Source organism: Pseudomonas sp. B21-017 (genome assembly GCF_024749245.1).
GTDB lineage: Bacteria > Pseudomonadota > Gammaproteobacteria > Pseudomonadales > Pseudomonadaceae > Aquipseudomonas.
This window is the reverse complement of record NZ_CP087194.1, coordinates 3,112,719-3,139,605: the sequence shown is the minus strand read 5'-3', so window position 1 is coordinate 3,139,605 and position 26,887 is coordinate 3,112,719. Positions and strand designations below refer to the sequence as shown.

Genomic DNA, 26,887 nt, shown 5'->3' with positions numbered 1-26,887 from the left:
CTGGATGAAAGGCCATACCGTCTCCCCGACGGCATGGCCAATTACGATGAACGTTTCAGGCTTATTGGTGCTGAACCTGAAACAGCGACGTTACCTGTACCCGCGCCAGCATCGACTCGGCCCCGCCACCACGACGCATGCCACGTACCGGGCAGGCGTCGAGGTAGTCCAGGCCCACCGCCAGTTTCAGATGGCGTTCGGGCCGGGACAGCCGGTTGGTGACATCGAAGCTGTACCAACCATCGTCGAGCCAGGCTTCGGCCCAGGCATGGCTGGCCAAGTGGTTTTCATCTTCGGTGCACAAGTAACCGGAGACATAACGCGCAGGAATCCCCAGGCTACGGGCGCAGGCCAGGAAGGCGTGAGTGTGGTCCTGACAGACCCCGCCTCCGCCCGCAAACGCCTCGGCGGCCGTGGTGTCCACGGTGGTTGCGCCCGGGTTGTAGACCATATGGTCGGCCAGGCCGTGCATCAGGTCGATCAACGCCGTTCGATCACGCCGTATGCCGCAGTGCTGCACGGCGAAGGCATTCAGGGCATCGTCCGCAATCGTCAGCTTACTGGTGCGCAAAAACGGCAAAGGCGATTGGCTGTCGCGCTCCAGCTCACGGTCCGAGTCGATATCCACCTGACCATAAGCTGTCAGTACCAAGGCCCCATGGGGTTCGTCCATCGTCAACACATGCAGGATGTTGCCGTACGGATCGAACTGGCTGCGCACCAGGCGCGGCAGTTCCAGGTGCCATTCCAGGATGCGCTGGCGTTCACTGTTCTGCGGCGTCAGACGCAGGAACTGAATGCTGGTGCAGACTTCATCGGCGTAGCTGTAGGTGGTGTCGTGGCGTATGGACAGTTTCATACGGCCTCCAGATAGGACTCGTGAACGGTCTGGCCGAGATGGCGAACCTGGGAGATGAAGTCAGTCAGCCAAAGGTGCAGACCGAAGCCTAGAATCTCGTCGATACCGGTGTAGCGCAGCCGAGCATTCAACTCGGCGGCCAATCGCTGGGCGGCCCGCCCGTTGCTGCCCGGCAGGCTGGCGAGTATATGGTCCAGTTCCTCGATACAGGCATGCAACGAACGCGGGACGTCGCTGCGCAACAACAGCATCTCGGAGACCTGCTCGGCGCCCGGCGCATTGCGGTATATCTCGTTGAACGCCTCGAAGGACGACAAGGCCCGCAGCAAGGCACTCCACTGGTAGTAGCCGCGCGCGGAGTTGTCACTCACCTCCTCCGACTCCTCGCCGAACATTTCGTAGCGTGCATCCAGCAGGCGCAGCGTGTTGTCTGCCCGCTCAAGGAAAGTCCCCAGGCGAATGAAGCAGTAGGCATCGTTGCGCATGATGGTGCCCGAGGTCGCACCGCGGAACAGGTGCGAACGCTCCTTGACCCACTCGCAGAAATGGCTGATGCCATAGCGCGCCAGACCATTGCTGGCGATGTTGCGCATCTCCAGCCAGGTGGCGTTGATGTTCTCCCACATGTCGGCGGTGATGCGTCCGCGCACGGCATGAGCATTGGCTCGCGCGGCTTGCAAACAGCAATAGATACTCCCGGGGTTGGTTTCATCCAGCGCGAAGAAGTGCAACATGCGTTCGGTGTTGAGCTCTCCATAACGCTCGTTGTAATCGTCCAGCGTACCGGCGGCGAGCAGCGACATTGCCAGTTCGGCGCGGCCATCGGTACGCCCCGCCTGAGGCATCAACGACAACGAGTAACTGACTTCGAGCATGCGCGCCAGGTTTTCGGCGCGCTCCAGGTAACGGGACATCCAGTAGAGGTCCGAAGCGGTTCTTGAAAGCATGTCTTAGTCCTCCACTACCCAAGTGTCTTTGGTGCCGCCGCCCTGAGACGAGTTCACCACCAGCGAGCCTTCGCGCAATGCCACGCGGGTCAGGCCACCGGGCACCAGACGGGTTTCTCTGCCCGACAGCACAAACGGGCGCAGGTCAATGTGGCGTGGAGCGATGCCGTTTTCGACAAAGGTCGGGCACGTCGACAGGCACAGGGTTGGTTGGGCGATATAAGCTTCGGGGCGTGCCTTGAGGCGCGCGCGGAAGTCTTCGATTTCCGCCGCCGTGGCCGCCGGGCCGACCAGCATGCCGTAGCCACCGGAGCCCTGGGTTTCCTTGACCACCAGCTCAGGCAGATTCGCCAACACATGGGACAACTCTTCCGGTTTGCGGCATTGCCAGGTAGGCACGTTCTTGAGGATCGGTTCCTCGGCAAGATAGAAGCGGATCATGTCGCCGACATAGGGATAGATCGACTTGTCGTCGGCCACGCCGGTGCCGACGGCGTTCGCCAGCACCACGTTGCCTGAGCGGTAAGCGGCAATCAGGCCCGGTACGCCGAGCATGGAGTCCGGGTTGAACGACAGAGGATCGAGATACGCATCGTCGAGACGGCGGTAAATGACGTCCACCTGTCTGGGGCCGGCGGTGGTGCGCATATAGACGTGATCATCGCGGACAAACAGATCAGCGCCCTCCACCAGTTCCACGCCCATTTCACGGGCCAGGAACGCATGTTCGAAGTAGGCACTGTTGAAGCGGCCCGGGGTCAGCACCACGGTCGTGGGATTGTCCAGCGGACTGGAGCTCCTCAAGGTGTCCAGCAGCAGGTTCGGGTAGTGATCGATGGGCGCCACACGCTGGGCGGCGAAGAGCTCGGGGAACAAACGCATCATCATCTTGCGGTCTTCAAGCATGTAGCTGACGCCGCTGGGAGTGCGCAGATTGTCTTCCAGTACGTAGTAGCTGCCATCGCCGTCGCGGACCAGATCGACCCCGGCGATGTGGGCGTAGATGCCCCGGTGCAGATTCAGGCCCTGCATGGCGACCTGATAACCCTCATTGGCCAACACCTGTTCGGCCGGAATGATGCCCTCCTTGAGAATACGTTGCCCGTGGTAGATGTCGTCCAGGAACATGTTCAATGCCTGGACCCGTTGAATGCAGCCCTTCTCGACCATTTGCCATTCGCTGGCCTTGATGCTGCGCGGAATGATGTCGAACGGAATCAACCGTTCGGTGCCCTGCTCGTCCCCGTATAAGGTGAAGGTGATGCCGGCTCGGTGGAACAACAGGTCGGCTTCGCGACGACGTTGATCCAGCAACTCCAGAGGTGTGTCCGCCAACCAACGCGCGAACTCCTGGTAATGTGGGCGGCAGCCACCACTCGCATCATACATTTCGTTAAAAAAAGCTCGGGACATACCCTACTCCTTGCCGCAATACAGACGGCATTTTCTTATAACTTCGCTATTTCAATAAAATCAGGCCTTACGTTGTTTTAGTGAGTACTGTTTCTGTTGAGCACCTCAGTGTGCGTCGTTAACTTCCTGTCTCATTTGGAAACAAATTCCGCGTGAATTCGGCAACCTCTTGACGCGTTCCGACGCCAGAGACTTGGCCTTTGCGGTTTGATTTCTGGCGCCCCATTTATAACGTTCCCCCATAATTTTTTTTCGATGAAAAACCACACTAGCGGTGGTTTGAAAGTACTTTTGCAAGGGCTGTGCCCAACTATTGTTACGACCGATAAAAACCTTAAAAACCCTCCGACAAGCCTGAATTGCGACACATCATTTCATTTTTGAGACAAAAATCGATAAGACTACTGAAACGGTTTTTCCACTTGTAACTTGCACAACTCTGGATCGGACGAAAATGGTGCATTTGGCAACTGATTTGAGTTTTATGCCCTACAAGCGGGAAATTCCTACTCACTGTTTTTATTCTGCTTGTAATACAAGGCGTCCAGCGCGGCGCATTGATGAATACCGACGCACTATTAATGGTCAATAAAATGCACCCGGAGATGACGCCTGAAGCGAAGCTGCAAAGTAGTGAGGCATGGAGGACGGCCCGACACTGAGCCTTACCATCCGTACTACGCCAAAACCATATTCCACGCCCCGATGGCCAAGCTACAACGCAATAGGCATTGAGCTAGGCAGTTGCTGTCCGACGCACGGCATCAGGCCGCGGGCAAACAGATCAGGATAGTTGATCCTGATCAATAGTTTGCCGGTTGATCGCGCACACGCTGTCGAGCACGCAACGACGCAATGCCATGGATTGCTCACCGCCAGCGTACTCAGAAAGCAAAGGATGAGCCTGCACACATCAGGATGATTGATTCCTGCCTTTTTGGAGCGCCGTCAATGAAGATTTATGTTGAAAAAGACCCTGCACAGAATTGTTGGTGGGTTCACATGGGTCTGTGGATGGCGAGCTTCCGCAGCCTTGATGGTGCCGAGTCTTTTGTCGAGAGATTGAACTCCCGAATCAATGCCCCGCACTCTCTGGAAATGATTACAAACCGTCCTTTATGGCCGGGAACGATTTCCCGTAGTCCGCCTCTCGATCAGCACGATGAACCTCACTTGGTAAAGCCTGGGCCGAACGTATCAAGCAACTGCTGCCGTACCAGGTCAACACGGACTTGATGAAAGCCACCGGCAACCCGCGCCCCCGGTTCATGCACTGCCTTCCGGCATTCGTTCTGTGAAATCCGAGCGTCCACGCGCGCTTTGCTTTCCCGGGAAATCCCGCCTGCGAAGCTCATTGGCGCGGGCTAACCCACTGGATAAATCACGAGATAACTTTCGACCGCATCGTCTATCGTTGGAAAAAACGCCGTTTCGCCCAGCTTGGCGAAAAGCCCGAATCGCTTTAGCTTGTCCTTGACCGGATCCTTCATCTCGGCCACGCACAACTTGATACCCGCCCCACGCAAGGTTTCATCGAGTTCAGCCAGCATATCGGCAGAAGTTACGTCCACGCTGGTGACCGGTTCCGACGCTACAACCAGCCAACGCACGGGCGAAGGCGATGTTGCCACGGCGTCCAGTACCCGGTCATTGAACAGCTCGGCATTGGCGAAAAACAAAGGCGCATCCCAGCGAAACAAAACCAGGCCTGGGATAAGGCGCGCGTCGGGATAGCGCTTGATATCGTGGTAACCCCGGATCTTTTCCGGGCTGCCCAGAACCGCCGAGTACGGGCGCCAGCCATCCCATAGGAACTCGATGACGGCGATCACGATGGCCAGGCCGATGCCCTCGATCGCGCCCAGTACGACCACACCGATGGTGCAGACGATCGACAGCCAGAATTCCCAGCGCTGGATGCGATAGATTCGTCGCAGGTCGGTCACTTCGATCAGGCCGATGGCGGATGCGATCACCACTGCCGCCAATGCGCTGGTAGGCAGGTTCTGCAACAGGTTCGGCGCCACCATCAGCAATAAGGCAACGGCGATCGCACCGACGACACCGGTCAATTGGGTTTTCGCGCCTGCGGCCTCGGCCACGGGTGTCCGGGATGAACTGCTGCTGATTGGAAACCCCTGAAAAAGCCCGGCGGTCAGATTGGCGAAGCCGAGCCCGACCATTTCCTGGTTCGGGTCCACATAAGTACGAGTCCGCGCCGCATAGACACGAGAGAGCACACTGGTGTCGGCGAACGAAACGAGGGCGACGGCACAACCACCAATCAGGACGGGGACGATATCAGCCCTGGTGATCCAGGGAATGGCGAATGCTGGCAGCCCCTGTGGGAGCGATCCCAGGACCGACACCCCGGCGCGAGCTGCAAGGTCCAGTACACCAACGGCAACGGTCGCGCCTGCCACTGCGACCAGAATGCCCGGCACGCGTTTATTGCCCTTGAGTAGCAGGATCACCGACAGAGTACTTGCGCCCACCGTGAACGCGGCCCAGTTGGTTATCCCAGCCATCACTGCTGTAGCGATCTCCCATACATTTCTCAGCGGCCCGTCGGTTTCGATCGAAAAACCGAAAAACTTTGGCAGTTGACTGATCAATACCACCAGCGCAATCCCGTTCATGTATCCGTAGCGGATCGGTTTGGAAAGCAGCTCAGTAATGAAGCCCAGACGCGCGATGCCAGCCAGGATGCACACCACCCCCGAGACGATCGCCATCATGCCCGCGAGGGCGATTGCGCGATGCGGATCGCCGCCGGACAGTGGCAAGACGACGGCCAGGATGACAGCAGCCAGCGAAGAGTCTGGCCCAAGCACCAGAATCCGGCTGGGACCGAACAACGCATAAGCGAGTAATGGAACGATCGTTGCGTAGAGCCCGTAAATACCGGGTACGCCCGATGCCACCGCATAGGCGATGCCGACGGGTATCAGCATTGTGGTGAGCACCAGTCCGGCCACGAGGTCGTGGCGCAACCAAATCATTTGGTATCCGCGCAACGTACGCAGTCCCGGGAGCCAGCGGTCCCAGAGGGTCTGGCCGTCGTTCGACTTGCGGTGCGCAATCCGCCCCGGTTCCGGGACGGGAGGCACAATATCCGAATGACTCATGGCAATGCAGCCCTTGGCGGAGACTCGCTCGGCAATCCGTCAGAATTTTTCGGGGATTCGCCGCAACGGATAATCCGGCTCGCGATAACCGCCTGCCTTCTCTTGCAGACCGCTCATTCGTTTTATCCAGATCGCGTGGACGGTCCTTCTGCTCTTGACGTTTAACTCCATCAGGCCCCCGGTGAGTCTAGAACATGATCAGCGATCATGAGGGGCGTTCGCCCTGATGAAAAACCAGAGCGAATACCAACCGAATCGACCGTTGCAGGGTTGTCCTGCAACATAGAATCTCCCACAGGGTTTGGATCAACCTGGCTGTCAGGTCAGCAACACTTCGGCCCTGCCTTGCCGCCGTAACGAGCCTCCTGACGTTCGCGGAAGAACATCTCGTAGCTCATCACCGGCTTGTCCGGGTGTTCGGTTTGCATATGCTCGACGTAGTTGTCGTAGTCGGGCATGCCGACCATCAGGCGCGCGGCCTGACCGAGGTATTTACCGAGGCGACTCAGGTCATTGAACATGCTGCCCTCCTCGATCAAGCATCTGGCAGCGCATGGAATGGCGCTTCTTTATCCGTACGTTCTTTGGTGCCCCAGGCGGCAATGCCGACTTTAAGCGCAAAGAACAGGATGCTGAACACCACGAGCAGGAACAACACCGTCAGCGTCGCGTTGGTGTAGGCGTTGTAGATCACGTGCTGCATCTGCTCAATGCTCTTGGCCGGCGCCAGCACCTGACCGTTGGCCAGGGCATCGCTGTATTTCTTGGCCAGCGCGAGGAAACCGATCGCCGGGTTGGCGTCGAACAGCTTGATGAAGCCTGCAGTGGTGGTGCAGATCAGCAGCCATACCGCTGGCAGCATGGTCACCCACACATAGCGTTGGCGTTTCATTTTGATCAGCACAACGGTTGCCAACATCAGCGCGATACCGGCCAGCATCTGGTTGGAGATACCGAACAGTGGCCACAAGGTGTTGATCCCGCCCAACGGGTCGATCACGCCTTGGTACAGCAGGTAACCCCACATCGCCACGCAACCGGCGGTGGCGATCAGGTTGGCGGTCCAGGATTCGGTGCGTTTCAGCGCCGGCACGAAGGAGCCGAGCAAGTCCTGCAGCATGAAACGCCCGGCACGGGTACCGGCATCGACCGCAGTGAGGATGAACAGCGCTTCAAACAGGATCGCGAAGTGGTACCAGAACGCCATGGTGTTTTCACCCGGCAGCACGTGGTGCAGGATCTGCGCGATACCGACCGCCAGGGTCGGCGCACCGCCGGCACGGGCCAGGACGGTGGTTTCACCGATGTCCTTGGCCACCGCTTGCAACGCTTCCGGGGTAATCGCGAAACCCCAGCTGCTGACTGTCTGTGCAACCGAAACAGCGTCGGCGCCGACAAGGGCCGCCGGGCTGTTCATGGCGAAATAGACACCCGGTTCGATCACCGAAGCGGCCACCATCGCCATGATCGCCACGAAGGATTCCATCAGCATGCCGCCATAACCGATGTAACGGGCATGGCCTTCGCTGGCGAGCAGCTTCGGCGTGGTGCCGGAAGCGATCAGTGCGTGGAAACCGGACACTGCGCCACAGGCAATGGTGATGAACAGGAACGGGAACAGCCCACCCTTCCACACCGGCCCGGTGCCGTCGATGAACTGGGTCAATGCCGGCATTTTCAGCACGGGCATGGTGATCAGAATGCCGATCGCCAGGGCGACGATGGTGCCGATCTTGAGGAACGTGGACAGGTAATCACGCGGCGCCAGAATCAGCCATACCGGCAACACCGCCGCCACGAAACCGTAGCCGATCAGCATCCAGGTAATCTGCAGTCCAGTGAAGGTAAAGGCTTTGGCCCAGACCGGGTCAGCAGCAATTTGCCCGCCCAGCCAGATCGAACCGAGCAGCAACGCCACGCCGATCACCGAGATTTCACCAATACGGCCCGGACGGATGTAGCGCATGTAGATGCCCATGAACATCGCGATCGGGATGGTCGCCATCACCGTGAAAATGCCCCACGGGCTCTCGGCCAGGGCCTTGACCACGATCAGCGCCAGCACCGCGAGGATGATGATCATGATCAGGAAGCAGCCAAACAGCGCGATGGTCCCGGGGATGCGGCCCATTTCTTCACGGACCATGTCGCCCAGGGAACGGCCGTTGCGGCGAGTGGACATGAACAGGACCATGAAGTCCTGAACCGCACCGGCCAGCACCACGCCGGCAATCAGCCACAGCGTACCGGGCAGATAGCCCATCTGCGCCGCCAACACCGGACCGACCAGCGGCCCCGCGCCGGCAATGGCTGCGAAGTGATGACCGAAGAGTACGTGTTTATTGGTCGGCACATAGTCCAGACCATCGTTGTTGAGTACGGCGGGAGTGGCCCGATTGGGGTCGAGCTGCATCACCTTGGTGGCGATGAACAGGCTGTAATAGCGGTATGCGACGAGATAAATAGCGACGGCTGCGACTACGATCCAGAGGGCGTTGATGGCTTCGCCGCGGCGCAGGGCCACGACACTTAGCGCAAACGCTCCCAAGACAGCCACGGCAAACCAGGCGAGGTGTTTAGCCAGACGGGGCATAGCGTGTCTCCTGCCGACAGTCAGTGACTGCGGCGGTAATTATTATAATTGTGTCCGCTTTGCGGAGCGGGCCCAATATCCACCCATGCTGTCGACAAATAAATCCGCGTTACTACGTACGTGGCGTCTACGTAGTTCTACGTAGACGGTTTGTCATTCTGTCCAGCACTGCTACTGGAGGCGCGTATCTTTGGCATATGATGCCGGGCCTTCGCCCTCCCTCGGTCTGGCCAGGAGTAGAGATGCAGCTCAAACACAAAATCGTCGCGCTCGGCATTCTGCCGCTGGTGTTGGCGATCGCGGTCATCTGCGCGCTGGTGATTTCCCTGAACCGCCAATTGGGTGATCAACAGGCGCAACTGATCGAAGACAGCATTCTGGCCAGCAAGCGCGCAGAGCTGAAAAACTACGTTGAAATGGCACAAAGCCTGATCGCGCCGCTGTACGACAACGGCCGTGGTGACGAACACGCACAGCAACAAGTGCTGGAAGAACTGCGCAAGCTCAGTTTTGGCATCAATGGCTACTTCTTCGTCTACGACCGCGAAGGCCGCAGCCTGATGCACGCACGCCAGTCAGAGCTGGTGGGCCAATACCTGTGGGACATGAAAGACCCTCACGGCCTGCCGGTAATCCAGGCGTTGCTCAAAAGCGCGGCATCCGGCGAAGGCTTTCAACGTTACGCCTGGAACAAACCCTCTTCCGGCCAAGTGACCGACAAGCTCGCCTACGTAGTGATGCTCGATCGTTGGGGCTGGATGCTCGGCACCGGCATCTACCTTGAAGACGTTGAACGCGCCACCCAACAAGCGCGTGCCGAGGTGGCTCAGGGCATCCGCACAACCATGCTGGCGATTGCGGCGGTGGCGCTTGTAGCGGTGCTATTTGTGTTCGCCAGCGGCATGACGCTGAACGTCAGCGAACATCGCCTGGCCGACAAAAAGCTGCAGCGCCTGACCCAACGTATCGTCAGCCTGCAGGAGGAAGAGCGTTCGCGGGTTTCCCGAGAGCTGCACGACGGTATCAGCCAGTTGCTGGTCTCTATCAAGTTTCAGTTCGAACTGGCCAGCCATGTACTGGAGAATGGCCAAGACAAAGGCTTGAGCATTTTAAGAGACGCCACCGAGCGCCTGGGGGAAGCGATCGGCGAGGTTCGCAGCCTCTCCCACGACCTGCGCTCATCATTGCTCGACACCCTCGGCCTGCCAGCTGCGATCGGTCAACTCGCCGCCGAGTTCGAGCAACGCAGCGGTCTTGTTGTAACCTTCAACGATAACGAATTCGACTGTCACCTGGCCGATGGCGCCGCCGCCTCGCTGTTTCGCATTGTGCAAGAAGGCCTGACCAACATCGAACGCCACGCCCAGGCAAAACACGTCATCATTACCCTGCACGGCTGCGAAAAGTCCGTACGGTTGACGGTGATCGATGACGGCATAGGTTTCAATGTCGCCCAGGTCGAACGTCGCCAAGCCGGCATTGGTCTGCGTAATATCCGCGAGCGAGTCGAGCATTTTGGCGGTCGATTCGACCTGACCTCGATGCCGGGAAGAAGTGAGCTGGACGTGCTGCTGCCGATGAAGCCACCCGGTACAGAACGCTGACTCACCCCATAACAATTAGAGTGAATGCCTGCGATGAACCTGCCCTACCCGATCCGCGTCGCCCTGGTCGACGATCACTCCCTGGTCCGCGATGGCATCAAATCGCTGCTGGCGGTCATGGCGCCGCTGGAAGTGGTGGGCGAAGCCGAGAATGGCGCCGATGCCATTGAGATGGTCGGGCGCTGTCAGCCGGATCTGTTGCTGGTCGACATCAGCCTGAAGGATATCAACGGGCTCGAGCTGACCCGGCTGTTGCGCAGCCAGTACCCGTCGCTCAAGGTGCTGGTGCTGAGCATGTACGACAACTACGAATACGTCAGTGAATCGGTTCGCTCGGGGGCCAGCGGCTATGTACTGAAGAACGCGCCTTCACGGGAAATCATTGCGGCCATCGAAGCCATTGTCAGTGGTGGGACGTTCTACAGTGCCGAAATCGCCCAACGGCTCATCGCCGATAAAAGTACCGACAACGAACTGACACCACGCGAGAGCCAGGTGCTGTACAAAATGGCTCAGGGGTTGAACAACAAGGAAATGGCTCGCGAGCTGGACATCAGCGTCCGCACAGTGGAAACCCATCGCCTGAGCATCCGCCGCAAACTCAACATCGACAAACCCGCCGCCCTCGTAAAATACGCGATCGATCACGGGATCATCTCTCGTTAGAAGCACTCACACCGTACTCACGTTGACCACACGCGCCGTGCGGATAAACAAAGCACGCACCTTGTCCCAGAAATTCCCGCCCAGTACGAAAAAGCTGCCGACCAACATGGCATCGCCCAGCGCCTGGACCTGCCAGAGGTTCGGTCTCAGCCCCGGCCACAGCGTGTCCACGTAAGGTTCGAGAAATGATGAGATCAGTGGCAGGCAAAACATCACCAGGCCAACTCGATGGCGAGCCGGGCCTACTTCCTGTTCAGTCGGTGCGAGCGTGGAAACGTAGCCAAACACGCTGCGCTTGAGTTGCTGAAAACCAGACTTGCCCATGACGGCGATGGCGAGGATCAGCAGAATCTTGTTGCTGATAAACAAAATGCCTGTCAGTGCCGCGATCTTTGGGCCGGGCACATCCGCAGCGGCGGCGAGCGGCACCAACAGCCAGGCGAGCACTGTCAAACTGAGAATCCCGATGCCTGCTTTGAAACGCCAACCGGTGGAGCTGGGGGCAATCTCGTCCTGGGGACTGGTCATGGTCTTCGTACCCTTCTTATTCACCCGAATGAATAACTTTCAAAAGCGTAGCAGTTGCTCGGTGCCCTGTTTGTCAAACATGACCTTGTGTTTGTCTTGGCTGTACTAACCTAAGCGGAACCGGTTCAAGCCCGCACAGCCAGGGCATTCAATATTGGGGACGCTAGGATGACGTTTTCCCGTGACCTACTTGCAGTGCTGCGATGCTGACGCGCTTGGGTCGGCTGCTTCTACTGAGCGCCTTCGCTCTTGGCGGCTGCGTGCGTCTGGGGCCGGATTTTCAAGCCCCGGGCGAGGCCTGGACAAAACTCTGGAGCAGCCCTGCGCTTGAACAGGCCAGCCAAAGACGCGCCTATCCCGATGTGCGCCAGTGGTGGCAAGTGTTCGCCGACCCGGTCCTCGACGGGCTGATCGCCGAAGCGGATGCGCACAATTCCAACCTGAAAATTGCCGGCCTTCGCGTCATGGAAGCCCGTGCCCGGTTGGGGATTGCCCAAAGCGGACGCTATCCGCAACTGCAGCAGGCCAGTGCCGAGAGCTTGTACATCAACCGTCGGCAATACGGCGGCAACAACCCGCAAGACAGCCATTTCTGGCAACACAGCGTGGGTTTTGATGTCGGTTGGGAGCTGGACTTCTGGGGACGTTTCAGTCGGGCCATCGAGTCGTCAGATGCCAGTTACTTTGCGGCTCAAGCCAATTATGAAGACGTACTGGTACTGCTGCGTGCTCAAGTGGCCGACACTTACTTCTCATTGCGCACCACCGAAGCGCGTTTACGCGTCGCCCGGGAAAACGCCGAACAGCAAAAGCGCAACTTTGAAATCACCGAGAAACTGTTCAACAGCGGCCAGAGCGCCGAGCTCGATTTGCAACAAGCCAAGACCCAGTACCTCGGCACCTTGAGCAGCATTCCCGAGCTTGAAGGGCAAGTGCTGCGCACCCGCAACGCATTGGCCGTACTGATCGGACAGCCGCCCAACGCCCTGCCCCGATTGCTCGAAAACCAGGGACTGATTCCGCTGGTAGACCGTGCCGTGCTGCAAGACGTACCCGCCAGCCTGCTGTTGCGTCGACCGGACGTACGCGCCGCCGAACTCAACGTCGCCGCCCAATCGGCACTGATCGGAGTGGCAGAAACCGACTTCTATCCATCGCTGACCTTGCTCGGCAGCATCGTCTGGTCGACCGACACGCTGAAGGGCACCTCCAACAGCCTGGACCTGATCGGCGGCCCCAGTTTGCGCTGGAACCTGTTTGATCACGGTCAGATCAGCAACAACGTGCGGGTGCAGGATGCGCGGTTGCAGCAGCTGATCGAGGTTTATCGCGACAAAGTCCGCGAGGCTGCACGCGAAGCCGATGATGCCGCCAGCGGCCTGAGCAAATCACTGGAACGCGAGCGCATCCTGAGCGAAGCGCAGGTCGCCGCCAAGCGCTCGCTGAGCCTGGCCAACAGCCAATACCGCGAAGGCTACTCGGACTTCCAGCGGGTGCTGGATGCCCAACGCGCATTGCTCGAACAACAGGACAATTACCTGGTCAGCCGCAGCAATGCCGTGAGCAACCTGATCGCCCTGTACAAAGCCCTCGGCGGTGGCTGGTACAGCGCCCTGCCAACCGTCGACCCAGGCACTCGCCAACAAATGGAACACCGCACCGATTGGGGCAACCTGCTGCATGAACCAGCCCCTTCACCAGCCCTCTCTTCCACGTCAGACAAGGTCAAAGCCGATGAGTGAACCCTCACCGCCCGCCACTGAAGCGCCCTCTTCCAAGGCGCCCGAACCGGCTGCCGATCCGGCAAAAAAAGGCATCAAATGGGTGATGCTGCTGATCGTCCTGAGCCTGGCCTGGTATCTGTTGGCTGACCGTTTCACGCCGTATACGCAACAGGCTCGGGTCGGTGCCTTTGTGATTCCGGTGGCGGCTGAAGTGGCCGGTCAGGTGATCCGCGTGAATGTGCGCAACAACCAGGACGTCAAGGCAGGCGATGTGCTGTTCGAAGTCGATCAGCAGCCCTATCAGATAGCCGCCGACCGCGCACGCGCGGATCTTGAGTCTACCCGCCGGCAGATCGGTGCCAGCACTGCCGGCATTGCCTCCGCGCAAGCCTCGTTGCGGGCGGCCCAGGCCAATGAACTCAAGGCCCGGCAGGATAACGAACGCCTTGAAAGCCTGTACCGCCAAGACCGCGGAACCATTTCCGTGCGCCTGCTGGAAGCTTCGCGGGCCAGCCGTGAGCAGGCCGTCAGCCAAGTCGCCGCGGCCCGTGCTGAAGTCCAGCGAGCACGGGAACAGGAAGGCGGCAGCGAGGAAGACAACGCGCTGTTACGCAGCGCCGCCACGGCGTTATCAAAAGCCGAACTCGACATGGCCAACACCCAAGTCCGCGCGCGCTCGGCGGGTTTGATTACTGACCTGCGCACCGACGTCGGGCAATTCGCCTCGGTCGGCACGCCGGTCATGACCTTGATTGCCATCCACGATGTGTGGATCAGTGCGGACATGACCGAGAACAACCTGGGGCGGGTCAAGCCTGGAACTCCGGTGGCGATCGTGCTGGACGCGCTGCCGGGCGAGGTCTTCGAGGGGCGGGTGCGCAGCGTTGGCTACGGCGTCAGCGTGGGGCAGACGCCGGCGCCGGGCACCTTGCCCAGTGTGCAAAACAGTCGCGACTGGTTGCGTCCGGCCCAACGCTTCCCGGTGATCATCGAATTTTCTGACGAGGCGATGCAGGTGCTGCGTGACAGTCGCGCCATTCGTGCCGGCGGCCAGGCCGAAGTCATGGCCTTTCCTGCGCAGAATAATCCGCTGAATCCCTTGGGACGCGTGTTTTTCTGGCTGATGAGTTGGTTGTCTTATGCCTACTGATCGCCCGCCCGGATTCCAACGGGCGCCGCGTCTGGCCGTCGGCACGGCGCTGTGCCTGGCCATCAGCTTCGGCCTGGCACTGCCGATTCCGTTTATTGCGCCGGTGCTTTGCGTGTTGCTGTTGGCCACGCTTAACAAACCCCTGCCATTCAAGGCAGGCGTGATGCTGGCAGTGGTTGCGATGCTGACCACCGGCATCGGGCTGTTACTGATCCCGGTCCTGCGTTATTACCCCCTCAGCGGCGTGCTGCTGATCGGTGTCGGTCTGTTCCTGGCCTTTGGTTTCGGGCTGCGCGGCGGCAACACCTTGGTCGTGACCTTTCTGATCATCGGCCTGACGATGATTTCCTCGGCCGGCGTTGCCGAGTTCGATCTGGCGATAATGGTCATCGGTGCCTTGGTCAAGGCCTTGCTCCTCGCCGTCATCGTCGTCGCGATCAGTCACTGGCTGTTTCCCGACCCGGCCAATGCACCCTTGCCACCTGCCGCCAGCGCTATGCCGGCGCAAGAAGTGCCAAGGATAGCACTGCGTGCCACCCTGATCGTGATCCCAGCGTTCTTGTTGGCGCTGATCGACCCGGCCAGCTATCTGCCGATCATTTTGAAAGCGGTCAGTCTGGGCCAGCAGAGTTCGACGGTAACGACGCGCAACGCCAGTCGCGAACTGCTCGGCTCGACCTTGATGGGCGGGCTGTTGGCCATTATGTTCTGGTGCGCGCTCAGCCTGTTCGTGCACTTGTGGATGTTCTTTCTGTGGATGCTGCTGTTCGGCTTGCTGTTGGCGCGCAAGCTCTATGCCCTGAGTCCGACTCGACAAACCCCGGGGTTCTGGCTCAACACCCTGGTCACGCTGATCATTCTGCTTGGCCAATCGGTTCAGGACAGTCTTGCCGGGAAAGACGTCTATACCGCCTTCGCCGTGCGCATGGGGTTGTTTATCGCCCTCACGCTCTATGCCGACCTGATGGTTCACCTGATTGAACAGCGGCAGAGAACGCCCGGTGCTCAGGGCGTTACCTGATAACCCCGCCCTTGCAGGCAGCTGGTATAGGCGGTTGAACTGGTCGACGCGTTGGTCTTTTGCTGCGCCCGACGCTCCTGACGCTGGCGCGCGCCACCAACCACTGCGCCCGCCGCTGCGGTTTGCCCGGCCCGGTTCTGCCGATATTCCTGTTTCACATCGTCGTCGACCCCCTCGTAAAACTCGTCATGCTGACGCCCCCGGACCTCAGCGCCCACCGCCCCGGCAGCAGCACCCACCGCAGCACCGCGCAAGCGCCCGCCCGAGGGTGGTGGTGTTGAGGAACTCTGACTCGCCGCGACGTTGCGGCAATCGTTGATGTCCAGCTGGGTTTGTTGCGAACTCTGCCCTTTCAACGGCACAACCGTTTCGGCCTGGACCTGCGTACAGGCCATCGACACTACGACACACAGACTGAAAGACGATAACCGACTCATGATGACCTCCGACAAGGTCCACTGTGTTGGCGGGCGAGCGTCTGGCTGGGAAGCTCCTGGAACAACGCTCGATAACTGCTGGAAAACCGCCCCAAATGCCAGAACGACCAGTGCATCGCCACTTGCGCGACTGTCGTGTCGCTGGCCGTTCGGCTGAGCAACTCACGGCGCGCACTGTTGAGCCGGCGCAAACGCAACCAATGCGAGGGCGTCATCCCGGTGTACGCCTTGAACGCGTGCTGCAACTGACGCAACGAAACCCCGGCCACCTGGGACAGTTCCAGCAAGTTGAGGGTTTCTTCCGGGGTATCGGCGGCCCATTCGGCGACGCGCTTCATGATCGTTCGCTCTTCGGCCCGACGCTGCAAGCCTGCGCGATCCAGGCACACACAAGCGTTATCGAGGATGAACAAACAGTCCTCCAGCAACTGCTGGGTCAATGCCTCTTTGCTCGGCGGATCCAGCGTCTGCTCCAGTCGCGTCAAGGTGCCGCTCAACCAGCGGCTGAACAGCGCGTTCTGCCCGCAATTGAGCGGCGACATGAACAAGCCTTCGAGCCGCGCCACGTCCAGGCCATGCCGTTGAACGAATTGCGGCCCGAACACCACGGCGATTTCCTGGTAGTTCTCCGGGGTGATCCAGATGTTGCGGCTCTCGCCGTTCAACATGTACAGCGAGTTGTCGTTGCGATCGAAACAGAACGCCAGTGAACCTTCGGGGGCGCTGAAATTCTGCTCGACCCGGGTGTTCATCTGCTCTTCGTAAATCTCCACGCCTTGCAAGTCCAGATAGCGCACCCGCCCGGCGAAATGCCCCGGTGACATCTGCTGATAGTGCTGCACCCAACCCGGTGTGGCGCGGATCTGCTCGGCCACGTCGGCGGTGTTGAAGGCTTGAACCTGTAACGGATTGCACGCTGTCATGGGGTGACCTTACGCACTCGTTTGGTGCGTTTTGGTGCTGCTTAAAGTGGATAGATGGAACGCCACGGCTCACCCAAGATAGTCGTCAACGCGCCACAGGGGAAGTGTCCGGTGGATGAAGGCGCCTTCCCCGGCGTAATTCAAACCAACAATGAGGTCTTTATGAATGTCCCTTTCGATCAGCTGTTCACGTGGCTGAAAGATCACAAGATTACCGAGGTCGAGTGTGTGGTCAGCGACTTGACCGGCATTGCTCGCGGCAAGATTGCACCCACCAACAAGTTCCTGCATGAGCGAGGCATGCGTCTGCCGGAAAGTGTGCTGTTGCAAACGGTAACCGGGGACTTTGTCGACGACGACATCTACTACGACCTGCTCGACCCGGCCGACATCGACATGGTCTGCAAACCTGTCGCCGACGCGGTTTACGTGGTGCCGTGGGCCATCGAACCCACCGCCATCGTGATCCACGACACCTTCGACAAGTTCGGCAACCCCATCGAACTGTCGCCGCGCAACGTGCTGAAGAAAGTGCTGCAGCTTTACACCGACAAAGGCTGGCAGCCGATTGTCGCGCCGGAAATGGAGTTCTACCTGACCCAGCGCTGCGAAGACCCGGACTTGCCACTCAAGGCGCCGCTGGGGCGTTCTGGCCGTGCGGAAAGCGGTCGACAGTCTTTTTCCATCGACGCCGCCAACGAGTTCGATCCACTGTTTGAAGACGTCTACGATTGGTGCGAACTGCAGGGCCTGGACCTCGACACGCTGATCCACGAAGACGGCCCGGCGCAGATGGAAATCAACTTCCGTCATGGCGATGCGCTGGACCTGGCGGACCAGATCACCGTGTTCAAACGCACCCTGCGCGAGGCGGCACTCAAGCACAACGTGACTGCGACTTTCATGGCCAAACCCATTGGTGACGAACCTGGCAGCGCCATGCACATCCATCAAAGCGTGGTCGACATCGCCAGCGGCCAGCCGATCTTCGCCGATGCCGACGGGCAGATGAGCGAGCTGTTCCGGCACCACATCGGCGGCCTGCAAAAGTACATCCCCAAAGTGCTGCCGATGTTCGCGCCCAACGTCAATTCGTTCCGCCGCTTCCTGCCCGACACCTCGGCACCGGTCAACGTCGAATGGGGCGAAGAAAATCGCACCGTCGGCCTGCGCGTGCCGACCTCGAGCCCCGACGCCATGCGCGTGGAAAACCGTTTGCCGGGTGCCGACGCCAACCCTTACCTGGCGATCGCCGCGAGCCTGTTGTGCGGCTACCTGGGCATGGTCGAAAAGGTCGAGCCGAGCGCCGCGGTGCAGGGTCGTGCCTACGAGCGACGCAACCTGCGCCTGCCGATCACCATCGAGGACGCACTCACGCGCATGGAAGAGTGCGAAACCATCAAGCGCTACCTGGGCAGCAAATTCGTCCGGGGGTATGTCGCGGTCAAGCGCGCCGAACACGAGAACTTCAAGCGCGTGATCAGCTCCTGGGAGCGCGAGTTCCTGCTGCTCAGCGTCTAAAAAACACACGCCCGCTCCCACAAAGCCAAATAACTCAAAGAGGTGTCGATATGCGTCTATTGAAATCCGTGGTTCCGGTCGCGCTGGCGGTATTGTTCAGCGCCGGGGCGCAGGCTCAGCCAAGCGTCAGCGTCTACAACTGGACCGATTACATCGGCGAGACCACCCTCGCCGACTTCCAGGCAAAAACCGGGATCAAGGTGATCTACGACGTATTCGATTCCAACGAAACCCTGGAAGGCAAACTGCTCGCCGGCCGCACCGGGTATGACGTGGTGGTGCCGTCCAACCACTTTCTCGCGCGCCAGGTGAAGGCCGGTGCGTTCCTCAAACTGGATCGCTCGCAGCTGCCCAACTTCAAAAACCTCGACCCGAAACTGCTGACGCTGCTGGAGAAAAACGATCCGCAGAACGCGCATTCCGTACCGTATCTGTGGGGCACCAACGGCATCGGCTACAACGTCGACAAGGTCAAGCAAGTGCTGGGCATTGATCACATCGATTCCTGGGCCGTGTTTTTCGAACCCGAGAACCTGAAGAAACTCAGCCAGTGTGGTGTGTCGATGATGGACTCGGCTGATGAAGTATTCCCGGCAGTCCTCAACTACATGGGCATGGACCCACGCAGCGAAAACCCTGAGGACTTTAAAAAAGCCGAAGCCAAACTCTTGAGCATCCGGCCTTACATCACCTACTTCCATTCCTCCAAGTACGTCTCGGGCCTGGCCAACGGCGACATCTGCGTGGCCTTCGGTTACTCCGGCGACGTGTTCCAGGCGGCCAATCGCGCCAAGGAAGCGAAGAACGGCGTGAACATCGCCTACTCGATCCCCAAGGAAGGCAGCAACCTGTGGTTCGACCTGCTGGCAATTCCCGCCGACGCCAGCAACCCGAAAGAGGCCCACGCCTTCATCAATAACCTGCTGGACCCGCAAGTGATCGCCAAGGTCAGCGCCTCGGTGGGCTATGCCAATCCGAACCCGGCGGCCAAGGCCTACATGGATGCAGAGTTGGTCAATAATCCTGAGGTCTACCCACCCCAGGACGTCCTCGACAAACTCTACATTTCCACCACCCCGCCCCAGGCGATCATGCGTCTGATGACCCGTTCCTGGAGCAAAGTGAAGTCCAACCAATGAATCAGCATGACAAGCAACATGCCCGCTCCTATTACGCGGCATCGGCCAATGGCATGGCACCCTACCCTACGCTGGATTCGGACCTTGAAGCCGATGTCTGCGTGATCGGTGGCGGGTTCACCGGGGTCAACACTGCGATCGAACTGGCACAGCGCGGGCTCTCGGTGATTCTGCTGGAGGGCCGGCGGATCGGCTGGGGCGCCAGCGGTCGTAATGGCGGGCAGTTGATCCGTGGCATTGGCCATGACGTCAGCGGGTTCGCACGTTATGTCGGCGAGGAAGGCGTGCGTTATCTGGAGCGTGCGGGCATCGAGTCCGTGGAGCTGGTGGGCAATCGCATCCGTGAACATGGCATCGATTGCGACCTGCGCTGGGGCTTTTGCGAACTGGCCAATACCCCGGCGCAGTTCGCTGCGTTCAAGGCAGAGCTGCATAGCCTCGCCGAGTTGGAGTACGCCCATGAAACCCGACTCGTCGGCCCCGAGCAGATCCGCCAGCAAGTGGTGGGCTCGGACCTTTATGCCGGCGGCCTGATCGACATGGGTTCGGGGCACTTGCATCCGCTGAATCTGGTGCTCGGCGAAGCGCGGCTGGCGCAATCTCTCGGGGTACGGATTTTCGAGCAGAGCCCGGTGCTGGAGTTGGTCCACGGCAGCACCGGGCAGGTTCGCTGCGCCGGCGGTACAGTGCGCGCCGGCAGCCTGGTGTTGGCCTGCAACGCACATCTGGAAGAACTCGAACCGCGCCTGAGCGGTAAGGTGCTGCCGGCGGGCAGTTACATCATCGCCACCGAACCGTTGGCACCCGAGGTGGCCGCTCAGCTGATCCCGCAGAACCTGGCGCTGTGCGACCAGAAAGTCGGCCTTGATTACTACCGGCTCTCGGCGGATCGACGCTTGCTGTTCGGCGGCGCCTGCCATTATTCCGGGCGCGACCCCGTGGACATCGGCGCCTATATGCGACCGAAAATGCTCAAGGTCTTCCCGCAATTGGCGGATGTGCGCATCGACTATCAATGGGGCGGCAAGATCGGCATCACCGCCAACCGTTTCCCCCAGGCCGGCCGCCTGAGCCAGTACCCGAACGTGTTCTACGCCCAGGGTTATTCCGGCCATGGCCTGAACGTGACCCACTGGTGCGCCCGGCTGCTGGCCGAAGCGATTCATGCCGGCCACAGCCAGGGGTTGGACGTGTTCAGCGCCGTGCCGCACATGACCTTTCCCGGCGGACGAGCCCTGCGCTCACCGCTGCTGGCGCTTGGCATGTTCTGGTACCGGTTGCGCGAATTGCTTGGCTGAGATTCGTGGTAATGGCTTTGCACATACCCAGAAGCCGAAGTGCAGTCTGCTACAAATGCCCTCTAGTGCCGCATTCGGGTTATCCCTGGAGTAGCCTTTAGATTTGCTCAATCGCAAGTCACTTCTATATTGAGGGAGTGCTCTGACTTTTCTGCCTCCCGGCGAGTGCTGCCCATGGCGACGACTGCTCCATTGATCATCTGCGAGCACTGCGACTGCGTGTATGAAAAAGTCACGCTCGCCAAACATCAAAAGGCCCTGTGTACACGTTGCGGCGGTGTGCTTGCGCGTTACAACGGCTTGTCGGTGCAGCAACGCCTGGCGCTGAGCTTCACGGCGGCCGTGCTGTGGACTTTCTCGAATTTCTATCCGGTCATGACCATCAGCCTCAAGGGCATGAAGAACAGCGCGACGCTGTGGGATTCGGTGGTGGCGCTGAGCCAGGGGCCGATCACTTTCATTGCGTTAGTGGCGGCGATTTCCATCATCATCGCGCCGATGTTCCAGCTGCTCCTGTTGATCTGGGTATTGAGCTTTGCCCTCACCTCCCGACGTTCCCCAGGCTTCAAGCTATGCATGCGCTGGCTGGAAACCCTCAGGCCCTGGAGCATGCTGGAAGTCTGCCTGCTTGGGGCGATGGTCGCGGTGTTCAAACTCGCCGGGCTGCTGGATGTGCTGCCGGGTATCGGCATGTTTGCCCTGGCGGTCCTCAGCCTGTTGCTGATCCGCATCGCCGGGCGCGATGTACGTGATTTGTGGGACACCCTATGAACAGGCCACCGCTCGCCAGCGAACTCAACCTGTGCCTGTGCCACAGTTGTGGCATGGCCTGCGACATGACCGATCAACCTCACGAATGCGAACGCTGCGGCGCGCCGTTGCATGCCCGCAAACCTGACTCTCTGACCCGGACATGGGCCTATCTGCTGGCCTCACTGGTGTTTTATATCCCGGCCAATCTGCTGCCGGTCATGAACACCAGTCTGTTCGGCAACGGCTCCGACAGCACCATCATGAGCGGTGTGCTGGAGTTCTGGGCACACGGTGCATGGGACATTGCGCTAATCATTTTCATTGCCAGCATCGCGGTGCCGGGCATCAAGTTCGTTGCTCTCTCCCTGCTGCTGATCACGGTGCAACGCGGCAGCTTCTGGGCGCGCAAGGAACGTTCGAGGCTTTACCGTTTTGTCGAGCTGATCGGCTACTGGTCGATGCTCGACGTCATTGTCGTTGCGCTGGTGGCGGCATTGGTGAAATTCCAGGCCCTGGGCGATATCGAACCGCGCCCGGGCATTCTGTTCTTTGGTCTGGTGGTGGTGTTCACCATGCTGTCGGCGATGAGTTTCGACCCGCGGCTGATCTGGGATAACGAGCGGGATAGAGCGCTGCAAAACCCACAAGATGAGGAGCCCATGGATGAAGTCCCAAGCCACTGACGGTCCGCAAGCCCCTGGCCAAGCCGCGATCAAGACCCGTCGCTTCAGCGTTTCGCTGGTATGGATCGTGCCGATCGTAGCGGTGTTGGTGGGGATTTCCCTGGTGGTGCACAGCTGGCTGCAGGAAGGCCCGACCATCACCATCACATTCAAGACCGGTAGCGGCCTGGTGGCCAACAAGACCGAGGTCAAATACCGCAATGTGGTCATCGGCCGCGTCTCGGAAGTGAAACTGAGCGGCGACCAGAAACGCGTCGACGCCACGATCCAGCTCGACAAACAAGCTGAAAGCTTTACTCGCGCAGACTCGCAATTCTGGGTTGTGCGGCCGCGCATCGGTGCCGGTGGCGTTTCGGGCATCGATACCTTGCTGTCGGGCGACTACATTGGTGCCGACATCGGCCAGGCCGATGCCCGCTCCAAACACTTCATCGGGCTGGAAAACCCGCCACCCATTACCTATGGCGAACCGGGTAAACGCTTCATGCTGCACACTCAGGACCTCGGCTCGCTGGACATCGGCTCCCCCGTCTACTACCGCAAGATCCCCGTCGGGCAAGTGGTGGCGTATGAACTGGATGCCGACGGCAAAGGGGTGAACATCGAAATATTCGTGCACGCACCCAACGATGCCTACGTTACCGAGAACACCCGGTTCTGGAACGCCAGCGGTATAGATGTGAATGTCGGCGCCAACGGTTTTGCGGTGAAGACCGAATCCCTGTCGGCCCTGTTGGTGGGCGGCATCGCGTTTCGCGCGCCGGAATACAGCCCCAACGACCAAGTGGCGGCCGAGGATAATGCCTTCGACCTGTTCGAGGATGAGCATACCGCCCTCGCCCCGCCCAACGGCAAGGCGCAGTACCTGAGCTTGCGATTCGATCAGGCATTGCGCGGGCTCAAGGTTGATGCACCGGTGGAATTCCTCGGCATAGAGATCGGCCGGGTGGTGGCAGTCAATCTGGATTTCGACGTGAAAAACCGCAGCTTCCCGGTCAATGTCGGCATCGTGATCTACCCGCAACGCCTCGGTAAGGCTCATCTCAAATTGCTCGAAGCCTTGAAACATGACCCCAACGATGAAGCCGCCAGCGTGCGCCTGATCGGCTCCTTCATCGAAAACGGCCTGCGAGCCCAGGCCCGTAACGGCAATCTGTTGACCGGCCAGCTGTACATCGCGCTCGACTTCTACCCCAAAGCTGAAAAAGTCGTGTTCGATCCGACCGCCCGTCCCGTCGTCATTCCCACCATTCCCGGGAGCCTTGAGCAGTTGCAGGAAAAACTCGAGAGCATGGTCAACAAAATCAACCAACTGCCTATCGAACGCATAGCCGGCAACCTGGACAGCAATCTCGTCGAACTGCGCAAAGGCTTAGCGCAATTCAACGCCAAGACCCTGCCCGGCGTGCAAACCACCCTATCGGACGTCAGCAAGACCTTGCAATCGGCCAGTTCGACCCTCGCCGAAGATTCGCCGCAACGGGAACAACTGAGCCAGACTCTGGACGAGCTTGGACGCATGTCGCGCTCGTTGCGTGAACTCTCGGACTACATGGGACGGCATCCGGAATCGCTGATTCGCGGCCGCCCCGACAATGCCGCGCCGATGGATCTGCAAGGGCCACCGCGCAACTGACCACAGGAGCTACCCATGGCATTTTCGCTGAAGATCACGCTGGTCACTGCGTTGTTGCTACTCGCCGCTTGCCGCAGTGAGCCGATTCAATTCCACACCCTGACCCCGGCTCAACCGAGCGGTGCAAGCGGCGGAGCGGACATCCAGATCGAAAGCATCACCGTGCCGCCCCAGGTCGACCGTCCGCAGATCGTCATTCGTCAAGGCAACGCCGGCCTGGCAATCCTCGAAACACAATGGTGGGGCGCAAGCCTGTCGGAGGAACTGCGCAGTGCCCTGGTCGATCAACTGGTCAACAGTAACCCGCAGCGCAAAGTGTCGTTGCGCCTGGACGTTCAGCGTTTTGATTCGATACCCGGTCAGTACGCATTGATCGACGTCAAATGGCGCCTGCGCAAACTCGGCGAAGGCGATGCTGCATTAGTCACCTGCCGCAGCACCTTGCAGACGCCTTCCGGCACGAGTATCGATGAGTTGGTGGTGGCTCATCAGAACAATGTGAAGCGCTTGGCCGCCACCATCAGCCAGGCTACCGCCGGCACATCGAAAAGCTGCCCGGCAACTAAATAACAGTCATCAGACGCCTTCCAGTTCAATGGTGAAACAACTGCCGTTGGGCTGAAGGCTGCTGTGTTCCACTCGCCAATTCTGATGGGTGCAAATCCGTTGGACCAGTGAAAGCCCCAGTCCCAGGCCTTCTCCCCGGCGCTCGTCACCGCGAACGAACGGTTGAAACATCGTATGGCGTTTTTCTTCCGAAATGCCTATGCCACTGTCTTCGACGCTGAAACCGCGCGCCCGCAGGGTCAGGCGAATGTAGCCGTGATCGGTGTAATGCCAGGCATTGCGCAGCAAATTGCCCATGACCGATCGCAGGAACGTCAGGTTATGGCGATCCGACGAAACCTGTTCATTGTCGTAGATAAACTCGATGCCTTTTTCCCGGATCAGCGGCGCCCAGATATCCACGAGAGCATCGGCGACTTCTTTGAGCGTCGCACTTGCTGCGGTATCAGAGTCTTCCCGATCGCGAGCCAGCATCAGAAACGTATCGACCAATTGCCGCATTTCGTCGCTCGCGCGGGCAATTCGACTGACTTGAGCCACGGAGCGCCGGTCAAGCGAGGGATTGGCTAGCAGCAATTCGCAGGAACTGCCCAATACCATCAATGGCGTGCGCAGTTCGTGGCTGACATCGCTGGTAAAGAGTTTTTCCCGGTCCAGTGCCTCACGCAACCGGCCCAGGGTCTGATCGAAGGCAAGTGCCAGCGCTCCCACTTCGTCGGCCGCGTAGTCGGGATGAAGCTCAGGGGCCAGTTCCAGCAACTGCTCACGTTGACGCACCTGGTGCGCCAGACGAATGACCGGCGCCATCACACGCCTGGCCAGCATCCGGCCTAACAAAACCGCGAGCAGGATGCTCAAGACGAACCCGACGACCACCACCGAGAATAACGCCTGTTCACGCTGTTCGACGCTTCGCCGGTCTCGCAACAAAACGTATTTGCGACCGCCCACCAGGCTTACCATGGCGTAGTACTTAGAACCCGCGTAGAGCGTTTCCTGAAAACCTGGTGCAAGCGCCGCCAGTTCCTTATCCAGCGCCATCGCACCCGGACCTTCCTGGATGAAAAACAGTTCGTCTTTCTCCGGCTGATGGCTCCACCCGGCGCTGTTTTCCATCGACAGCAAGCGGTGCAGCCCTCCTACCAGGCGGGAAGCCGTGATATTTCGATCCACCACATGCACGGTCGCGACGATGCCCATCGCAAATACGCCCGCGACCAAGGTACTCATCAAGGCAAATACGATGACAATCCGTTTATTCAGACTCAGTTTGAAATCCATTCTGTTGCTTGGCTCCACTGCCGGTTCAAACCGCGCCATCTGCTGAATCGGGCCGATGCCGCAGAGCCGAGACGCGAACCAAAGATAGACCATAGACCACTGTACGTGGTGTTCAAGACAAGCGCTGCAACAACCAACTAAAAAAAGTACTGAAATTTTTCTACGCAAATTTTTCACATCCCTTTCACCACTCCGACACCTGCCTTGAACTAGTGTCTTTCCAGGCCCCTTCAAGCGTTGTTACGCTGGGTTGTATTTGAAAGTTGTTCTCTATTGCGTACCGACGGGTAAACAAAACATGGTTGATCATGTATCGCGCAAACAGCCAGCGGCACGAATCGTTACATCGCGGCTCGGCAAACTGGTCGCGGCAACGGCCGCTCTGGTTATCGCGGCACTCGTCACGGGGTTTGTCTGGTGGCCCAGATCTCCGATCAACCTGGCGACCGCCGGGTCCGAAGCGACCAACAGCCTGGTCGATCGCTGGCAAGCCGGTGAAGTGGCGGTACTGGTTCGCCATGCGGAACGCTGCGACCAGTCCAGCAATCCGTGCCTTGGCCCCGCCGACGGCATTACCCGAGTCGGCAGCGAAGCCGCCACAGCCGTGGGCCAAGGTTTTATGCAGCTGGGCATGACCCAGACCGATGTGCTGAGCAGCCCAGCCACCCGCACGGCACAAACCTCGCGTTACATGTTCGGCAAAGACGCGATGACCCAGGAATGGCTGGTCAGCTGCGGTAAAACCCTGCGTAACGATGTGGTGGCGCACAAGCAAGCCCATCGAAACCTGGTGTTGGTCACGCACAGCGGTTGCATCAGTGATTTCGAAGCCCAGACCGGTTTCGAGCACGCGACGACCAGTAAGTATGGCAGTGCCTTGTTCGTGCAAATTGCCGCCGACGGGCAACCTCAGGTACTCGGCATTGTGAATGCCACTGACTGGCAGACGCTGTTGCACGGCAAAGCCTTGAAACAATAATCGCGGAAAAAAAAGTCGAAGCCGAGAAAGCCTTTTT

The 26,887-nt window shown here is 59.4% G+C and carries 23 protein-coding genes and 1 pseudogene; 14 read left to right on the top strand and 10 right to left on the bottom strand.

The annotated features are described in order from the left end of the window. Positions 1 to 61: 61 nt before the first annotated feature. The 3 genes from LOY28_RS14200 to LOY28_RS14190 are packed head-to-tail and all read right to left on the bottom strand — an operon-like array spanning position 62 to position 3,219. A complete protein-coding gene (locus tag LOY28_RS14200; protein WP_018925906.1) occupies positions 62 to 859 on the bottom strand; it encodes a transglutaminase family protein in 798 nt (265 codons plus the stop codon). Further along, positions 856 to 1,806, bottom strand: a complete 951-nt coding sequence (locus LOY28_RS14195) for an alpha-E domain-containing protein (RefSeq protein WP_019578892.1) — start codon at positions 1,804 to 1,806, stop codon at positions 856 to 858. The genes LOY28_RS14200 and LOY28_RS14195 overlap by 4 nt, the downstream gene beginning before the upstream one ends. A 3-nt stretch (positions 1,807 to 1,809) precedes the next feature. Beyond that, positions 1,810 to 3,219: a circularly permuted type 2 ATP-grasp protein gene (locus LOY28_RS14190; protein WP_111453329.1), complete on the bottom strand. Its 1,410-nt coding sequence runs from the start codon at positions 3,217 to 3,219 to the stop codon at positions 1,810 to 1,812. Positions 3,220 to 4,397: 1,178 nt separating this feature from the next. On the opposite strand from LOY28_RS14190, the pseudogene LOY28_RS14185 reads away from it, so the two are divergent. Continuing rightward, a pseudogene (locus LOY28_RS14185) lies at positions 4,398 to 4,508 on the top strand (ornithine carbamoyltransferase); the annotation flags it as partial. Between the two features lie 75 nt (positions 4,509 to 4,583). Here LOY28_RS14185 and LOY28_RS14180 read toward each other — a convergent pair. From LOY28_RS14180 to LOY28_RS14170, 3 genes are all read right to left on the bottom strand, one after another. Next, complete coding sequence (locus LOY28_RS14180) at positions 4,584 to 6,347, bottom strand: SulP family inorganic anion transporter (RefSeq protein ID WP_258614328.1); 1,764 nt, start codon at positions 6,345 to 6,347, stop codon at positions 4,584 to 4,586. Positions 6,348 to 6,670: 323 nt separating this feature from the next. After that, entirely contained in the window at positions 6,671 to 6,868 is a 198-nt protein-coding gene (locus LOY28_RS14175) for a YbdD/YjiX family protein (RefSeq protein WP_007938220.1), read from the bottom strand. A 14-nt stretch (positions 6,869 to 6,882) separates the two neighbouring features. After that, positions 6,883 to 8,940, bottom strand: a complete 2,058-nt coding sequence (locus LOY28_RS14170) for a carbon starvation CstA family protein (protein WP_258614327.1) — start codon at positions 8,938 to 8,940, stop codon at positions 6,883 to 6,885. 242 nt (positions 8,941 to 9,182) lie between these two features. Between LOY28_RS14170 and LOY28_RS14165 the strand changes: the two genes are divergently transcribed. Together LOY28_RS14165 and LOY28_RS14160 are read left to right on the top strand one after the other, a co-directional pair. Beyond that, the gene (locus tag LOY28_RS14165) at positions 9,183 to 10,544 is read left to right on the top strand and encodes a cache domain-containing protein (protein WP_018925860.1); all 1,362 of its coding nucleotides are present in this window, start codon (positions 9,183 to 9,185) and stop codon (positions 10,542 to 10,544) included. A 33-nt stretch (positions 10,545 to 10,577) separates the two neighbouring features. Then, complete coding sequence (locus tag LOY28_RS14160) at positions 10,578 to 11,210, top strand: response regulator transcription factor (protein ID WP_018925859.1); 633 nt, start codon at positions 10,578 to 10,580, stop codon at positions 11,208 to 11,210. A 6-nt stretch (positions 11,211 to 11,216) separates the two neighbouring features. On the opposite strand, the gene LOY28_RS14155 is transcribed toward LOY28_RS14160, so the two are convergent. After that, on the bottom strand, positions 11,217 to 11,738 hold the full coding sequence (locus tag LOY28_RS14155; RefSeq protein WP_018925858.1) for a transporter suffix domain-containing protein: 522 nt from the start codon (positions 11,736 to 11,738) through the stop codon (positions 11,217 to 11,219). A 203-nt stretch (positions 11,739 to 11,941) separates the two neighbouring features. Here LOY28_RS14155 and LOY28_RS14150 point away from each other — a divergent pair, with 203 nt between their 5' ends. The 3 genes from LOY28_RS14150 to LOY28_RS14140 are packed head-to-tail and all read left to right on the top strand — an operon-like array spanning position 11,942 to position 15,633. Beyond that, positions 11,942 to 13,480 (top strand): efflux transporter outer membrane subunit, encoded by a 1,539-nt coding sequence (locus LOY28_RS14150; protein WP_258614326.1) that lies wholly within the window; start codon positions 11,942 to 11,944, stop codon positions 13,478 to 13,480. Continuing rightward, positions 13,473 to 14,612: an HlyD family secretion protein gene (locus LOY28_RS14145; protein WP_258614325.1), complete on the top strand. Its 1,140-nt coding sequence runs from the start codon at positions 13,473 to 13,475 to the stop codon at positions 14,610 to 14,612. The genes LOY28_RS14150 and LOY28_RS14145 overlap by 8 nt, the downstream gene beginning before the upstream one ends. Further along, entirely contained in the window at positions 14,602 to 15,633 is a 1,032-nt protein-coding gene (locus LOY28_RS14140) for a DUF2955 domain-containing protein (protein ID WP_258614324.1), read from the top strand. Before LOY28_RS14145 ends, LOY28_RS14140 begins: the two co-directional genes overlap by 11 nt. Here the strand turns inward: LOY28_RS14140 and LOY28_RS14135 are convergent. Beyond that, entirely contained in the window at positions 15,618 to 16,070 is a 453-nt protein-coding gene (locus LOY28_RS14135; RefSeq protein ID WP_064617823.1) for a YMGG-like glycine zipper-containing protein, read from the bottom strand. The genes LOY28_RS14140 and LOY28_RS14135 overlap by 16 nt on opposite strands. Next, on the bottom strand, positions 16,067 to 16,993 hold the full coding sequence (locus LOY28_RS14130; RefSeq protein ID WP_019578879.1) for a helix-turn-helix domain-containing protein: 927 nt from the start codon (positions 16,991 to 16,993) through the stop codon (positions 16,067 to 16,069). Before LOY28_RS14130 ends, LOY28_RS14135 begins: the two co-directional genes overlap by 4 nt. Positions 16,994 to 17,155: 162 nt before the next feature. Between LOY28_RS14130 and LOY28_RS14125 the strand changes: the two genes are divergently transcribed. From LOY28_RS14125 to LOY28_RS14095, 7 genes are all read left to right on the top strand, one after another. Continuing rightward, on the top strand, positions 17,156 to 18,514 hold the full coding sequence (locus LOY28_RS14125) for a glutamine synthetase family protein (protein WP_018925852.1): 1,359 nt from the start codon (positions 17,156 to 17,158) through the stop codon (positions 18,512 to 18,514). 50 nt (positions 18,515 to 18,564) lie between these two features. Beyond that, a complete protein-coding gene (locus LOY28_RS14120) occupies positions 18,565 to 19,653 on the top strand; it encodes a polyamine ABC transporter substrate-binding protein (RefSeq protein ID WP_258614323.1) in 1,089 nt (362 codons plus the stop codon). Continuing rightward, a complete protein-coding gene (locus LOY28_RS14115) occupies positions 19,650 to 20,951 on the top strand; it encodes an FAD-binding oxidoreductase (protein ID WP_258614321.1) in 1,302 nt (433 codons plus the stop codon). Before LOY28_RS14120 ends, LOY28_RS14115 begins: the two co-directional genes overlap by 4 nt. A 174-nt stretch (positions 20,952 to 21,125) precedes the next feature. Continuing rightward, the gene (locus tag LOY28_RS14110; protein WP_019578875.1) at positions 21,126 to 21,722 is read left to right on the top strand and encodes a paraquat-inducible protein A; all 597 of its coding nucleotides are present in this window, start codon (positions 21,126 to 21,128) and stop codon (positions 21,720 to 21,722) included. Next, positions 21,719 to 22,387 carry a paraquat-inducible protein A gene (locus LOY28_RS14105; protein ID WP_086944304.1) on the top strand — a complete coding sequence of 223 codons (669 nt, stop codon included), beginning with the start codon at positions 21,719 to 21,721 and terminating at the stop codon, positions 22,385 to 22,387. Before LOY28_RS14110 ends, LOY28_RS14105 begins: the two co-directional genes overlap by 4 nt. Beyond that, positions 22,368 to 24,023 carry an intermembrane transport protein PqiB gene (locus tag LOY28_RS14100; protein ID WP_258614320.1) on the top strand — a complete coding sequence of 552 codons (1,656 nt, stop codon included), beginning with the start codon at positions 22,368 to 22,370 and terminating at the stop codon, positions 24,021 to 24,023. The genes LOY28_RS14105 and LOY28_RS14100 overlap by 20 nt, the downstream gene beginning before the upstream one ends. A gap of 15 nt (positions 24,024 to 24,038) precedes the next feature. Beyond that, the gene (locus LOY28_RS14095) at positions 24,039 to 24,593 is read left to right on the top strand and encodes a membrane integrity-associated transporter subunit PqiC (protein ID WP_064617815.1); all 555 of its coding nucleotides are present in this window, start codon (positions 24,039 to 24,041) and stop codon (positions 24,591 to 24,593) included. Between the two features lie 6 nt (positions 24,594 to 24,599). On the opposite strand, the gene LOY28_RS14090 is transcribed toward LOY28_RS14095, so the two are convergent. Further along, complete coding sequence (locus LOY28_RS14090; protein ID WP_111453316.1) at positions 24,600 to 25,871, bottom strand: HAMP domain-containing sensor histidine kinase; 1,272 nt, start codon at positions 25,869 to 25,871, stop codon at positions 24,600 to 24,602. 298 nt (positions 25,872 to 26,169) lie between these two features. Between LOY28_RS14090 and LOY28_RS14085 the strand changes: the two genes are divergently transcribed. Continuing rightward, the gene (locus LOY28_RS14085; protein WP_258614318.1) at positions 26,170 to 26,850 is read left to right on the top strand and encodes a histidine phosphatase family protein; all 681 of its coding nucleotides are present in this window, start codon (positions 26,170 to 26,172) and stop codon (positions 26,848 to 26,850) included. Positions 26,851 to 26,887 lie beyond the last annotated feature (37 nt).